Annotated in this window: 12 protein-coding genes; 8 read left to right on the forward strand and 4 right to left on the reverse strand. The window is 74.2% G+C overall.

Features of this window, described 5'->3' with window-relative positions; translation table 11 throughout:
- Nucleotides 1–62: 62 nt before the first annotated feature.
- The 3 genes from ACWGJ2_RS09415 to ACWGJ2_RS09425 form a co-directional block, all read right to left on the reverse strand.
- Complete coding sequence (locus ACWGJ2_RS09415; RefSeq protein WP_453345411.1) at nucleotides 63–971, reverse strand: 1-aminocyclopropane-1-carboxylate deaminase/D-cysteine desulfhydrase; 909 nt, start codon at nucleotides 969–971, stop codon at nucleotides 63–65.
- A 172-nt stretch (nucleotides 972–1143) separates the two neighbouring features.
- A complete protein-coding gene (locus ACWGJ2_RS09420) occupies nucleotides 1144–1734 on the reverse strand; it encodes an N-acetylmuramoyl-L-alanine amidase (protein WP_453345412.1) in 591 nt (196 codons plus the stop codon).
- Nucleotides 1735–1847: 113 nt separating this feature from the next.
- Complete coding sequence (locus ACWGJ2_RS09425) at nucleotides 1848–3356, reverse strand: hypothetical protein (protein WP_453345413.1); 1509 nt, start codon at nucleotides 3354–3356, stop codon at nucleotides 1848–1850.
- Between the two features lie 216 nt (nucleotides 3357–3572).
- On the opposite strand from ACWGJ2_RS09425, the gene ACWGJ2_RS09430 reads away from it, so the two are divergent.
- Nucleotides 3573–4919, forward strand: a complete 1347-nt coding sequence (locus tag ACWGJ2_RS09430) for a transcriptional regulator (protein ID WP_453345414.1) — start codon at nucleotides 3573–3575, stop codon at nucleotides 4917–4919.
- Between the two features lie 155 nt (nucleotides 4920–5074).
- Nucleotides 5075–5605 carry an NUDIX hydrolase gene (locus ACWGJ2_RS09435; protein WP_453345415.1) on the forward strand — a complete coding sequence of 177 codons (531 nt, stop codon included), beginning with the start codon at nucleotides 5075–5077 and terminating at the stop codon, nucleotides 5603–5605.
- A gap of 333 nt (nucleotides 5606–5938) precedes the next feature.
- On the opposite strand, the gene ACWGJ2_RS09440 is transcribed toward ACWGJ2_RS09435, so the two are convergent.
- Entirely contained in the window at nucleotides 5939–6190 is a 252-nt protein-coding gene (locus tag ACWGJ2_RS09440; protein ID WP_453345416.1) for a hypothetical protein, read from the reverse strand.
- Nucleotides 6191–6406: 216 nt separating this feature from the next.
- On the opposite strand from ACWGJ2_RS09440, the gene ACWGJ2_RS09445 reads away from it, so the two are divergent.
- The 6 genes from ACWGJ2_RS09445 (at nucleotide 6407) to ACWGJ2_RS09470 (ending at nucleotide 12318) form a co-directional block, all read left to right on the forward strand.
- Entirely contained in the window at nucleotides 6407–7393 is a 987-nt protein-coding gene (locus ACWGJ2_RS09445) for an EamA family transporter (RefSeq protein ID WP_453345417.1), read from the forward strand.
- 98 nt (nucleotides 7394–7491) lie between these two features.
- Complete coding sequence (locus ACWGJ2_RS09450) at nucleotides 7492–8664, forward strand: methyltransferase (RefSeq protein ID WP_453345511.1); 1173 nt, start codon at nucleotides 7492–7494, stop codon at nucleotides 8662–8664.
- Nucleotides 8665–9328: 664 nt separating this feature from the next.
- Entirely contained in the window at nucleotides 9329–10237 is a 909-nt protein-coding gene (locus ACWGJ2_RS09455; protein ID WP_453345418.1) for a YceI family protein, read from the forward strand.
- A gap of 216 nt (nucleotides 10238–10453) precedes the next feature.
- Entirely contained in the window at nucleotides 10454–10870 is a 417-nt protein-coding gene (locus ACWGJ2_RS09460) for a YciI family protein (protein ID WP_453345419.1), read from the forward strand.
- A 71-nt stretch (nucleotides 10871–10941) separates the two neighbouring features.
- Nucleotides 10942–11379: a hypothetical protein gene (locus tag ACWGJ2_RS09465; protein WP_453345420.1), complete on the forward strand. Its 438-nt coding sequence runs from the start codon at nucleotides 10942–10944 to the stop codon at nucleotides 11377–11379.
- 306 nt (nucleotides 11380–11685) lie between these two features.
- Nucleotides 11686–12318: a hypothetical protein gene (locus ACWGJ2_RS09470; protein WP_453345421.1), complete on the forward strand. Its 633-nt coding sequence runs from the start codon at nucleotides 11686–11688 to the stop codon at nucleotides 12316–12318.
- The last annotated feature ends 332 nt before the right edge of the window (nucleotides 12319–12650 follow it).

A 12650-nucleotide genomic window follows, 5' to 3' on the forward strand; every position in this document is an offset into this window, starting at 1 on the left:
CAGCGGGCCCGGCGGCAGGGGGCGGACGGGAGCGGGGTGGCGTGGGGCGGCGCGAGGGGGCGTCAGCCCGTGACGACCGCCGTGACCGTGGTCCCCGGCGCGAAGGCGCCCTCCTCGGCGAGCGTGGCGAGCCCGTACAGCAGCTTGGCCACGTACACGCGGTCGAGCGGCGGCAGCGCGTGCCGTGCGGAGAAGGCGGCGGCGAAGGCGTCCAGCTCCCCGGTCGTACGGGCGTAGCCGCCGCAGTGGAAGCGGTCGTCCAGGGACCAGTCGCCCCGTACCCCGCCGTAGGCCGCCTGCTGGAGGCGCGCGACCTCGCCGTCGAGGAAGCCGCCCTTGAGCACCGGTATCCCCAGCGCCCGCTGCCCGGGAGCCAGCCCCGCGGCGAGCCCGGCGAGGGTGCCGCCCGTGCCGCAGGCGACGGCCGCGACGTCCGTGCGGCCCCGCAGCTCCCGGCCGAGCGCCGCGCAGCCCTCGACGGCGAGCGCGTTGCTGCCGCCTTCGGGCACCAGGAACACGTCGCCGAAGCGTGCGCGCAGCTCGGCCAGGAACGTTTCGTCGGTCCTGCGGCGGTAGTCGGCACGGGAGACGAAGTGCAGCCGCATGCCGTCGGCGGCGCAGCGCTCCAGCGAGGGGTTCAGGGGGCGCGCGGCCAGTTCGTCGCCGCGGACGACGCCGATGGTGGCGAGGCCCAGGAGGCGGCCTGCGGCGGCGGTGGCGCGCAGGTGGTTGGAGTAGGCGCCGCCGAAGGTCAGCAGGGTGTCGTGGCCCGCCTCGGCCGCGGCCCGCAGATTAGGCGCCAGCTTCCGGTACTTGTTGCCGGGAAGCGCCTCGTGGATCAGATCGTCCCGCTTCAGCAGGAGCCTGACGCCCCGGCGTGCGAAGCCCTCGTCGCGCACGGGGACGAGCGGCGAGGGCAGGCGGGGGGCGAGCGCGTCGGGCGGCAGGGGCGAGAGAGGCGGGAGGGGCACCCCGCCATTCTCGCGCGGTGCGCGCCGCCGCGTACGGGCGGCATGCGCAGCCGGCCGGGCCCGGGTCGGGAGTGGGCAACCGCTCCGTCAGGGGGCACACCCGGACGGGGCCGGGGGGAACGGTTGCCCACACCCCCGTTCTCCATGCGGGGCGGGCCGGGGCGGCGGGCTGCTACTTGAGGCGGGCCGCGATGCGGGCGCGCATGTCGTCCATCGTGAATCCGCGCGGGTCGGACTTCTGGTTCGTCCACTCCAGGTGCCCGATCACCGAGCGCTCGTTCCACCCGTGGTGGCGGCAGAGCGCCGCGGCGGCCTTCTCGATGGCCTCCAGTTGCGCCTCCGGCCACGGGTCCTTGCCGTCGCCGAGGTTCTCGCACTCGAAGCCGTAGAACGAGCGGTTCCCGTCGGTGTTCATCTCGTTCGGCTTCGGCGGGTTCTTCTCCGCGATCACGGCCCGCAGCACGTCGTCGTCGCCGAGTCCTGCGTGGTTGGCGCGGCCGTGGCCCGTCAGATGGACCGTGCCGTCCTTGGTGATGCAGCCGTGGGCGAGCGGGCCGGGGAGCGAGGCGTGACCGTCGTAGATCAGGTCCACCGTCTCCTGGGCGCCCTGGGTGACGGTGTGGTGGATCACGATGCCGTGCACCGGGCCCCAGGGGCCCTTGTGGTTGCGGTTGTGGTTGCGCCAGTCGCGGACTTCCTCGACCTTCACGCCTTCCTTCTTGAGCGCTTCGACGAAGCTGTTCGCGGTGATGGGAGTCGCCATGTAAGCCCCCGTTTTCTCGTGGATGCCGTACGGATTGCCGTGTGTTCGTTGGGTGATGCCCTGCTTACGGTGTGCTTACTCCGGGACCTCCGGTGCGCTTGTTCCGGGACGGGTCACCGTAGGGCACCCTCCCCGGCGAGCACCCCCGCACGGGCGAGGAGCGCCTGCACACAGCGCTCGCGCGCGTACGGCCGCAGCAACTGCGGCATCCGCGCACGGGCGCGTGCCGCGCGCCCGGAGCGGACGAGGGCGCAGTCCTCCAGGAAGACCTGCCACGCCGCGCACGCCTCCTCCAGACGGCCGCAGGACAGCAGCAGTTCGGCCAGCTCGGCGTGGCTGACGGCGCGCGAGCGGCGCTCGCCCGCAGGGCGGGAGCGCAGCGAGGAGCGCAGTTCGCCGATGGCGCCCTCGCGGTCGCCGAGCTCCGCGCGCACCTGGCTGGACTGGTAGAGCAGCGCCGCGTCCTGGTACGTGCCGACGGGCTCGCCGTTCGGGCTCTCGGGGCCCGTGGTGAGGTCCACCGGGGCCCGCGCCAGGGCGTGTTCGGCGCGCCGCAGCGCGTCCAGCGCCTTGTCCCGCTCGCCCTCCGCCGCGCGGGCCACCGCGAGTCCCGCGTAAAGGAACGCGCGGGCCGAGGGCTCCGCGTCGGCCGGTGCCGCCTCGCAGGCGGCCTCGGCCAGCGCGAGGCTGTGGTGGCTGTGGCCGAGCTGGTGCGCCTGGGAGCTGAGGGCGCGGCGCACCAGAGCGACGCCCTCCGGATCGTCGCCCTCCCGCGCGAGTTCGGCCGCGGTGAGGAAGGCGCGCTGGGCCAGGCCGTGGCGCTGTTCGTCGGCGTACACGCGGGCGAGCAGATAGCTCAGCCGTGCCGTCGCCGCCAGCAGTTGGGGGTGGTGCGGTCCGTCCCCGCCGGTGCGCAGGCGGCGCACCAGCCCGGAGAGGCAGGCGGCCAGCGGGGTGCGGATGTGCCCGCCCCCGTGCCGGTCGGCCTGCTGGGCGAAGAAGCGCGCGTGCTCGCGCACGGAGGCGACCTCGTCCGGGCTGGTGCGCCGGGCCGGCCGCCCGCCGGGCCCGCGGTGCGGGCCGGGGAAGGCGGCGCGGGGCGGCCGGTGTTCGGGGTGGACGCGCGTAGCGGGCGCGCGGCCCGCAGGGCCGGGGGTGAGCAGCGTGAGCCGGTACGGGGCCGGGGGCGGGGTGTCGGCGCGGGGCGGGCCCACGACAGGGGCCGTCAGCGCCGCGAGCCGGTCGGCGGGATGCGCCGGTGCCGGTTCGGAAGTCGCCGCGGCCCGCTGTCGCGCCCCCGTGCCGGCGCGCGCCCCCGCGCGCGCCGGCCGCCGCCCCGGGCCGCCGCTGCGGCCGTCCCCCATGCCGAGGTCGGTCACGGGGACGGGGCGGCCGAGTCTCCGGGAGAGCGCTTCGGCGATGAGGCGCTGCACCCGTGGATCGGGGCGGCTGCCGCGTAGCCAGTGCGCCACCGACGTACGGTCGTAGCGCAGTCGCAGTCCCGCTTCGCTGCCCAGCGTGGCGATGGCGTGCGCGAATGCGGCCTGGGTCCACTCAGTCTCTTCCAGCAGCGCCCGCAGCGCGCTGTTCGGGGTCCGGCTGCGCCGGTCAGCGGACTGCATGGCTGTTGCCGAGTCGGAGTCGGATCGGGTCGTTCACGACGTTGAGCCTCCTCTGGGCGCCGTATGCGCCCTTGCGTACGGATTGCTTCCAGCCAAGCGCATCCGCACCGCCTGCGGGAGCATGTGCCTTACGCATGCGTAGGTGGGTCTTTCACACCCCGTGTGAACGGATGTCCGTTACTCTGCGAAACAAGAGATGGACGACCGGAGGGCGGGATGGAGCCCAACAGTCAACTTGACGCACTGCTTGACCAGTCCGGAGTTTCCCGGGCCGGTCTGGCCGCGAGAATCAACCGCCTCGGGAAAGAGGCGGGCGTCACGCTGCGTTACGATCACACGGCCGTGGCCCGCTGGCTCAAAGGGCAGCGCCCACGGGGCCAGGTGCCGGAGCTGATATGCGAGATACTCGGCCGCCAGTTGGAGCGCACTCTCACGCTGGCCGACATCGGCATGGCGGCGCCGCCCCCGGCGCCGGTGCAGGACGTCGGCGACGACGCGAGCCTCGGCCGGTTCGTCGAACGCTCCGCGGTGTTATGGCGCTCGGACCAACTGCACGCGGACTCGGTGGGCCCCTCGCTGCTGACGGGCGCCGCCGCCGTCGCGCCCGTGTGGGAGTGGGAGAACCCGCCCGAGGACCTGGACGTGTCGCACGCGGGGGACCTCCAGGTCGGTGAGTCCGACGTCGCCGTGCTGCACGCGGCCCGCAGCCACTACGAGCACCTGTACCGCAACGCGGGCGGCGTCGCCACGCGCCCGCGCGTCGTGGGCTTCCTGACGGCGGAGGTGGCGCCGCTGCTGCGCGGCACGTACGGGGACGAGACGGGCCGTCAGCTCTTCCGCGCCGCCGGGTCGCTGGCCGCGGTCAGCGGCATCTGCGCCTACGACGCCGACGCGCAGGGCCTCGCCCAGCGCTACTTCCACCAGGCGCTGCGCCTCGGAAAGGCGTCGGGGGACCGGCTGTTCGGCGGCTATGTCGTGGCGCTGCTCGTCAACCAGGCGCTGTTCCTGGGGGACAACCGGCGCGCCATCGCCTGCGCGGAGGCGGTGCTGCGCACGGCCGGGCCGCACGCGAGCCCGGCGCTGGCCACGGACCTGTACGCGATGCAGGCGAAGGCGTACGCGCGGCTGGACGACCGCAGGAGCGCGCACGGCTGCATGCGCTGGGCCGAGGCGTACTCCGAGCGCATACGCCCCGAGGAGGAGCCGGTGGAGACCGGCTACGTCCAACCCGGACTTGTGGAGGTGAGGCTGGCCGAAGCGTTGCTGGTACTCGGCGAGATCGGTGCCGCCGAGAAGTATGCGAAGGAGGCGGCCAGGGCACCTGCCCACGTGCGCGGACGGGTGAACCGGCTGGCCACACTCACCGATGTCGAGCTGCACAGCGGTGCGGCGGAGCGAGCCGCCGCGACGGCGGCCGAAATGGTCGGTTACGCGCAGGGCATCGAGTCGCAGCGGTTGCGCGGACGGATGCGGAAGGTGCGGGACCACTTGGCCCAGCACCCCGGGACGTCGGCGGCCCAGGCAGCGGAACTGATCGAAGAAGCGCTGCGCGTGCCCCTCTGAACGAGGGCACACCGCGTGCGGCGGGGGCCTGCCCCCGCTCATGGCGAGGACACTCCGCAGGCCGCGGAGGGGTGCCCCGCTCCGTGCGCCTCTGTCAGGTGGGCGCCGCAGCGTGTTGGGATGTGCCCAACTTTCGTCAGGAAGGGGGCACATACGTGCAATGGAAGAACCTGGGTGAACACACTGTGTATGAGAACCAGTGGCTTCGGGTCAACCTCGCGGACGTGGAACTGCCCGACGGCCGTCATCTGGACCACTATCTGATCCGGCTGCGTCCAGTGGCGATGGCCACGGCGGTCAACGAGCGGAACGAGGTGCTGCTGCTCTGGCGGCACCGGTTCATCACGGACAGCTGGGGCTGGGAACTCCCGGCCGGTGTCGTGGAGGAAGGAGAAGACCTCGCCGAGGCCGCGGCCCGCGAGATGCTGGAGGAGACGGGGTGGCGGCCGGGACCGCTGGCCCACCTCATGACGGTCGAGCCCTCCAACGGGCTCACCGACGCGCGGCACCACATCTACTGGGCGCAGGAAGCCACGTTCATCGGGCATCCCGAGGACGACTTCGAGTCCGACAAGCGCGAGTGGGTGCCGCTCAAGGAGACGCCCGACCTCATCGCACGGGGTGAGGTCCCGGCCGCGAACATGGCGGCGGCGCTTCTGATGCTCTACCGGCTCCGTTTCGGCTGAGCCGGGCGAGGGCCCGGCTCCGGTTGAGCCCGGCCATGGCTCTGCTGCTTCGACGGAGCCCGCCGAAGGGCCCGGTGAGGGTCCGGAGAGGGCCCAGGGCCCTGCCACCGGCCGGAACCCGCGGACGAGGACGTGCGTACTGCCGTGCCGACGGGCCGCGGCCCGATTCGGCGGCAGCCGCGCGGGCCTCGCCCACGAGGGACCGGCCGGCTGGTCCGCGCCGTGCCGCACGGCCCGCCCCGCCCGGCCCCGCCCGGCGAGGGCGGGAAGAAGCGCGGGGCGCCTGGCGCCGGGCGCGGGAGGGCGACGGTACGACGGCGCGACGGTGCGGGATCAGTGGCCCGAGGTGCCGCCGCCCCGCAGGAACGCGTCGCCGTTCTGGGCGATGTGCGCCTCCAGCGCCGCGAGCGCCTGCTGTACGTCGGCGGGCGAACCGCTGCCGCGCTGCTGTGCGTAGTAGGCGGCGCCGAGCTTGCGCAGCAGATCGTTGCCGGAGCGCTGCGCCTGGACCTCGCCCACCTTCTCCTTGCCCTGTGCGAGTCCGCGCTGTGCCTGTTCCTTGGCCCTGTCGAGGAAACCTGCCATGGCCCTGCCTCCCGGTGCTTCTGGTGCGGAGAGGGATGAGTGCCCTCGACCCGCCAACGTATGCGGTGATCAGCGGGTTCCCGGGCCGCCACCCCGGACACCGCAGCGGCCGGGGCAGGCGCGCGGGTGACGCGGCTCCGTGATCATGCACGGGACGCATAGTCACTGGCGGGCGCGCATTTCACGCGCCGGGTCATGAGTCTTAGCGTGGGGCGCATGACAACAGGCGATCCCGTTACCGGCGCTGCGCGCACGGCGCCGTCGGCGTCCACGGCCCCCACCGTGAGCGGCGCGTGCCCCCTGCCCGATGGGACGGGCGGGACGGGCGAGACGGGCGGGGCCGGTGGCCCGGGGGTGCCCGGAGGCCGGGCGCGGCTCGGTGCCGTCGGCATGGTGATCGGGAGCGCGCTCTCGCTCCAGTTCGGCTCGGCCGTCGCCGCGACGCTGTTCCCGCGCGCGGGCGCGCTGGGCGTGGTCGCGCTGCGGCTGGTCTTCTCGGCCGCCCTCATGCTGGCCGTGTGCAGGCCGAGGCTGCGCGGGCACTCGCGCGCCGACTGGGCCGCCGTCGCCGGGCTCGGGATCGCCCTCGGCACCATGAACTCGCTCTTCTACCAGGCCATCGACCGCATCCCCCTGGGCGCCGCGGTCACCCTGGAACTCCTGGGTCCCCTGGTGCTCTCCGTCGTCGCGTCCCGGCGGCTGCTCAGCCTGGTGTGGGCGCTGCTGGCGCTGGCCGGGGTGTATCTGCTGGGCAGCAGCGGGTTCGACGAGCTGAACTTCGCCGGGGTGGGCTTCGCGCTCGCCGCGGGCGGCATGTGGGTGGCGTACATCGTCTTCAACTCGCGCACCGGTGCCCGCTTCCCCAAGGCGGACGGGCTGGCCCTCGCGATGGGCATCGCGGCGCTGGTCAGCGCGCCCCTGGGCATCCTCGACGCGGGCGGCGCGCTGCTCGACCCGGTGACCCTGGGGCTCGGTGCCGCGGTGGCCGTGCTGTCGTCGGGGCTGCCGTACACCCTGGAGCTGTTCGCCCTGCGACGGCTCCCGGCCGCCACCTTCGCCGTGCTGATGAGCCTGATGCCCGTGGCCGCGACCCTGGCGGGCTTCCTGGTACTCGACCAGCGCCTGAAGCCGCTGGAACTGGTCGCCATCGCGCTGGTGATAGCCGCCAGCGCGGGCGCGGTCCGCACCTCCCGCACCACGTGACCCGTGCCCGTGAGGGGCGGGCCCGTGCCCACGAGGCGGCGGGCCCGTGCCCGGGGACGCCATAGGGTGAGGCGGTGAGCGAGCGGGAGACGGAGACGGTGACGTGGGAAGAGAGCACGGGTTCGGGTACGGGCGCGCGGGCGCGGACGCACCGGGCACGGTGGCGGTCCGAGAGCGGTGCGCGTCCGCCCGCGCGGGTGCGCGTCGCCGACGACCGTACGACGGCCGACGCCGCCTACAAGCTCGCCTGCGAGGGCACGGCGCTCCTGTGGCGCGGTGACTTCCACGGCGCGCGGCAACTGCTGAGCGCGCTGGGCCGCCGCGTCGACCGCAAGCCCGCCAAGCGGGGCGCCGACGCGCGCGAGAGCTTCCATCTGCACCGGCAGGCGCAGTCCCGTCGTGCCCGGATCCTCGGCATGCTGCTGGTCCCGCTGGAAGCGGACCACACCGTGCCGCTGCGCCGCGCCCCTGACGTGCGGGAGGCGTGCGCCGAGGCGTACGGGCCGCCGTCCCCCGACGAGGGGTCCTCCGTGCTCGCGCTGCGCGAGCTGCTCGGCCTGGTCGGGGCGCACGAGTGGAGCCGCAAGGGCGTGGCGATCCCGGCGCTCGGCGGTGACCGGGTGCATCCGGCGTACGGGGTCTTCTCGCCGGTGCGCGGCGAGTACGTCGACCTGGTGGCACGCGCCCCGCTGCCCGGGGGGACCCTCGCCTACGACATCGGTACGGGTACCGGCGTGCTGAGCGCGGTGCTGGCGCGGCGCGGGGTGGCGCGGGTGGTCGCGACGGACCAGGACCCGCGCGCGCTCGACTGCGCCCGCGCGAACCTGGGGCGGCTCGGCGTGGCGGACCGGGTGGAGGTCGTCGCCGCCGACCTCTTCCCGGACGGGACAGGCGCCCCTGGCGCCCCCGCCGCCTCGCTGGTCGTCTGCAACCCGCCCTGGCTCCCGGCCAAGCCCACCTCGCCGCTGGAGCACGCGGTGTACGACCCGGGCAGCCGGATGCTGCGCGGCTTTCTCGACGGTCTGGCCGCGCGGCTCGCGCCCGGGGGAGAGGGCTGGCTGATCCTCTCCGACCTCGCCGAGCAGCTGGGCCTGCGGAGCCGCGAGGAGTTGCTCGGCTGGATCGGGGGCGCGGGGCTGCGGGTCGCGGGCCGCGAGGACATCAGGCCGCGGCACCCGCGCGCCGCCGACCGCGACGATCCGCTGTACGCGGCCCGTGCCGCCGAGGTGACCTCGCTGTGGCGGCTGCGCGCGGCCGGGGAGCCCGCGTAGCCACGTCGGTCCAGCGCCGCCTCGCGCCCCGCCCCTCCTCGTCGAAAACCGGATGCTCATCTCGCCCGACGCGACCCCGCTCGGCCCGGCGGAGCGGCACGGAAACGTGGTACTCGCCACGCTTCGCGCCCCTGGACGGCTCTTCCGGAGTCCGTTCGTCCGTGATCGCCACCTGTGTGCCCGTTCGGCCCTGGAGCGGGGGAAGTTGAAGCGGGGACAACTCATTTACGATCTCTTTGCCGGTTCCCGAGGACGCATCACCCCAGTCGCCCTCGGCCTCAAGGGGAACGACGGGTTCAGTATGATCACCGGACTTGATGGCGACTGCTGGACGCGGGCGGCTGACGCGGTCTCAGTGGAACTGAACCGCGAGCGCGCCGCCGCCGTCATCACCGTCATCGGGCCAGGGCCGGAGTACGAGGACCCGTACGGGGGGCCGGGCCCGGCTGCGGGAGACCGGCGGGGCGGGTCGTCAGCGCGTCGGCCCCGGCAACTCGTACGCCCCCACAACCACATCGCATTCCGCCACCCCGGCGCCGATCCGGGTGCGCGGAAGCCACCGGCCGCTGCACCGCGGCAGATCCTCGGCTCCCCGGCCGGTACGGCGCGAGAGCGCCGTGGACCGGCAGGACATCGTTAGGCAAGAGAGAAAGGCGGTCACCCCATGGGCCTCTCGCTGCTTCCGCGCAGGCGGTCGAAGAGCGGCGGCAGAGGAGCGGGGCTGCTGTCCAGGGTCCCCCTGACAGCCGGAGTCCTGGCCCTCGAAGTCGTGGACCCGATCGGGCATCCGCTCAACGGCGCCGACGTCACGATCAAGTCGAACACCAGCGGTCGGCGGGTGATGAAGGGCCGCACCGACCCGTACGGCATGTTCAACGTCGCCCTCCCGCCCGGCCGTTACGCCGCGCTGATCACCGTGGACGGGCTGCTGCCCGGGCAGTGCACGGTCGAGGTGACGGCGGGCGAGCAGGAGCTGGAGCGCGTCGAGCTGGAACCGGCGCGTCCGCTGGAGCCACCGCAGCCCGGCGTGTGGCTCTTCGACCCGCCGCACACCGCGATCCGCTTCATCGCCCGGCACGTCGGCATGGCCAACGTGCACGGACGCTTCACCCGGTTCGACGGCGGGCTGCGCATCGGCGAACGGCCGGAGGACTCCTACGTCGAGTGCACCATCGACGCCTCCAGCATCACCACGGGCAACAACACGCGCGACAACCACCTGCGCTCGGCGGACTTCCTGGACGTCAAGAACTACCCGTACATCCACTTCGCCAGCAACCGGTTCGCGAACCGCGCGGGCAACAAGTGGTCCGTCCAGGGCACGCTGACCCTGCACGGCGTCAGCCGCTCCGTCGCGCTGGATACCGACTACCTCGGCTTCGTCAACGGCGGCTACGGCGAGGAACTGCGCTGCGCGGCCAAGGCGACGGCCGAGCTGCACCGCGAGGAGTACACCCTCAACTGGCGGAACATGCTCGCCAAGGGCATCGCCGTCGTGGGTCCCACCGTCCAGCTGGAGCTGGACATCCAGGCGATGTACCGCTGCCCTGACACCCCGACCCCGCCTGACTGACCCTCGCGCACTACCGCTTCTCCGGGCCGTCCGCCGTGTGCGGGCGGCCCGGTCCTTTCGTCCGGAAAGCTCGGCGGGTGCACCCCGGTCGCACCCCGGGGGCGCGCCTTCTTTGCCCGCGCGGCCGGAGCGGAGGTGACCGCTCCGCGTTCTCCTGATGAGGGGGGCGCCCACCACGGGCGCCGGGTGGTGGTGGGGGGAGCGAGGAGCCCTGACATGAGGTTCATGCTGCTGATGTACAGCCGTCAGGAGGACTGGGACGCCGTGGGCGCCGTGGGCGAGACGGCGTGGTCCCGGGAGGCGCTCCAGGAGTTGGGCGCCTCCATGGAGGCCCTGAACAAGGAACTGGCCACGGCGGGCGAACTCCTGGACACGGGCGCCCTGGCGGCTCCCTCCACGGCCACGGTCGTACGGGCCAGGCCGGGCGGCTTCCCCGAAGTCGCCGAGGGCAGGCACCCGGACACGGGTCCCGGCGTCCTCGTCTGGTACTGGGTCGTGGACTGCGCGGGGCGCGAGCGTGCCATCGAGATCGCGGCCCGCGCCTCCGCCGTGCCCGGCCGGGGCGGCAGCCGCGGGAACACGCCCGTAGAGGTGCGGCCGATGGTGGACGAGGCGCCGGTGCGGACGGTGTAGGCGCGGGGACGGGGCGTGGACGGGGCGTGGTGCGAAGGTTTCACGCCAGGGTGTGTGGCTACACGGCGAACATGGCTGACAAGAAGACGAGTTCGCACGCGACCACCGGCAAGGCCGTGACGTCGGCGAAGCGCAAGACGGCCGGGAGCGGCACGGACGGGAAGGTCCCCGAGGGCGTAGAGGACGTCGGCAGCGTCACGCCGGGCGAGGCCAAGGACGCCGCGGCGGCCGGCAGAAGAAGGGTGGCCGAGGCGGCGGGCGCGCCGGGCCGCGCCGGACAGCTCGTCTCCCAGGGCGCCGCGGTGGCCAGGGAGAAGGCGGCTGCCGTGCCCGGCAAGGCCGTCGCGACGGCCAGCACAGCCTGGACCGTCCTGCGCGCCCGCAAGGCCGTCGCGATAGCGGCGGGCACCGGGGTGACGGCGGTCTGCTCCGCCTCCTACCTCGCCGGACGGCACGCCGCGAAGAGCGGCTTCGGCCCCCTGACCCGGGCGACCGGGGGCAGGATCTGACCCGCTCCCCTCGCGGGCCCGGACCTCCCCCGCCGCGCCCGCGCGCCCGGTTCCCTCGGCGCCCACGGCTTCTGCCGTGGGCGCCGAGGCGTGTGCGGGGGGGGAGAGGGGGGAGGGGGCAGGCCGGTGCGGGCCGCGAAAAGGGATATGGGCGTACGAACCATTGGGCTGAGCGGAGGACGCGGCGGCGGTGCGCCTTGGTGGTCCCGTACGCGCGGCTGAAGATGCGTTTCGGGCCCACGGGCGTTTCCAGGGGCCTGGCCTCCGCCGTGGCGGGGCCTACCGGAAACAGGGAATGAGGAATCGATGCGCAGAGCAGGAAAGGCCGCCCGTACGGGCCAGACGGCCGCGTTGACCGTGTCGGCCGCGCTGCTGGGCAGCGTGCTGGCGGCCCCGGCACTGGCCGCGGCTCCGGCCCCGGCGCCCGCCGCCAAGCGGACCGCGACGTGTGCGGAGATGAACACGCAGCTCTGGTCCTTCAAGGCCGAGCAGGTCGTGGCCGAGTGCCACGCCAAGCGTGCGGCCCGCGCGGCCGAGCGCGCCAAGCTCGTCGTCGGCAAGGCCCCCGGCAAGGAGGCCAAGAGCTACAGCCGTACAGCGCCGAAGCGCGCCCAGGGCTTCGCCGACCAGGCGATGGCGGCCAAGAACCCCTCGCGGGCGGCGAACAGGGCGTTCCGCACCTCGCAGGAGGCGGCGGCGCTCAGCGGCGCGATCGCCCCGGCCAAGAACCGCCCCCAGGGGGCGGTCCTCTTCGCCACGACCGAGGACAGGGGCTTCTCCGGCAACGGCCTGGAGGCCCGCCAGGCCGCCAGGAACGCCTGGAAGGCCGCCCGTCAGGCCAGCAAGGCCCACGGCAAGGACCGCCGCCTGAACATCGCCGCCGACCGCGCGGAGCTCCAGGCGTGGAAGACGGCGCGCACGGCGGGCTGGATCAAGTAGGCGGGACCCGTGCGGGCCCACGGGCCCGCACGGCGCGGAACCGGTGACGCCGACGGTGCCGGCCGACGCAGACCGACGCCGACCGACACCCGGCCGAGCCGGTGGAACCGCCGGAGAACCGGCCGCGGGGACGGGCCCTGGCCCGTCCCCGCAGCCGTGTGGCCTGCGGGTTCGCGGGGACGAGCGCGCGCCGGGGAAAGACCGGCGCGCGGTGCCCCGCACACGTGCCTTCGCGCACGCGGGGCACGCCTGTCCGGCCTCCCCCTCTGTCACCCCACGGTGTCGCCGGTTCGGGTCACAGCGCGATCATTCGCTCTACGGCCCGGGAGCGG

It is taken from the genome of Streptomyces sp. NPDC054796 (genome assembly GCF_053611545.1).

Coding starts and splice junctions, on each gene's coding strand:
- ACWGJ2_RS09420 (WP_453345412.1), bottom strand. CDS start 1,734: ATGGCGACTCCCATCACCGCGAACAGCTTCGTCGAAGCGCTCAAGAAG.
- ACWGJ2_RS09425 (WP_453345413.1), bottom strand. CDS start 3,356: ATGCAGTCCGCTGACCGGCGCAGCCGGACCCCGAACAGCGCGCTGCGG.
- ACWGJ2_RS09430 (WP_453345414.1), top strand. CDS start 3,573: ATGGAGCCCAACAGTCAACTTGACGCACTGCTTGACCAGTCCGGAGTT.
- ACWGJ2_RS09440 (WP_453345416.1), bottom strand. CDS start 6,190: ATGGCAGGTTTCCTCGACAGGGCCAAGGAACAGGCACAGCGCGGACTC.
- ACWGJ2_RS09445 (WP_453345417.1), top strand. CDS start 6,407: ATGACAACAGGCGATCCCGTTACCGGCGCTGCGCGCACGGCGCCGTCG.
- ACWGJ2_RS09455 (WP_453345418.1), top strand. CDS start 9,329: ATGGGCCTCTCGCTGCTTCCGCGCAGGCGGTCGAAGAGCGGCGGCAGA.
- ACWGJ2_RS09460 (WP_453345419.1), top strand. CDS start 10,454: ATGAGGTTCATGCTGCTGATGTACAGCCGTCAGGAGGACTGGGACGCC.
- ACWGJ2_RS09465 (WP_453345420.1), top strand. CDS start 10,942: ATGGCTGACAAGAAGACGAGTTCGCACGCGACCACCGGCAAGGCCGTG.
- ACWGJ2_RS09470 (WP_453345421.1), top strand. CDS start 11,686: ATGCGCAGAGCAGGAAAGGCCGCCCGTACGGGCCAGACGGCCGCGTTG.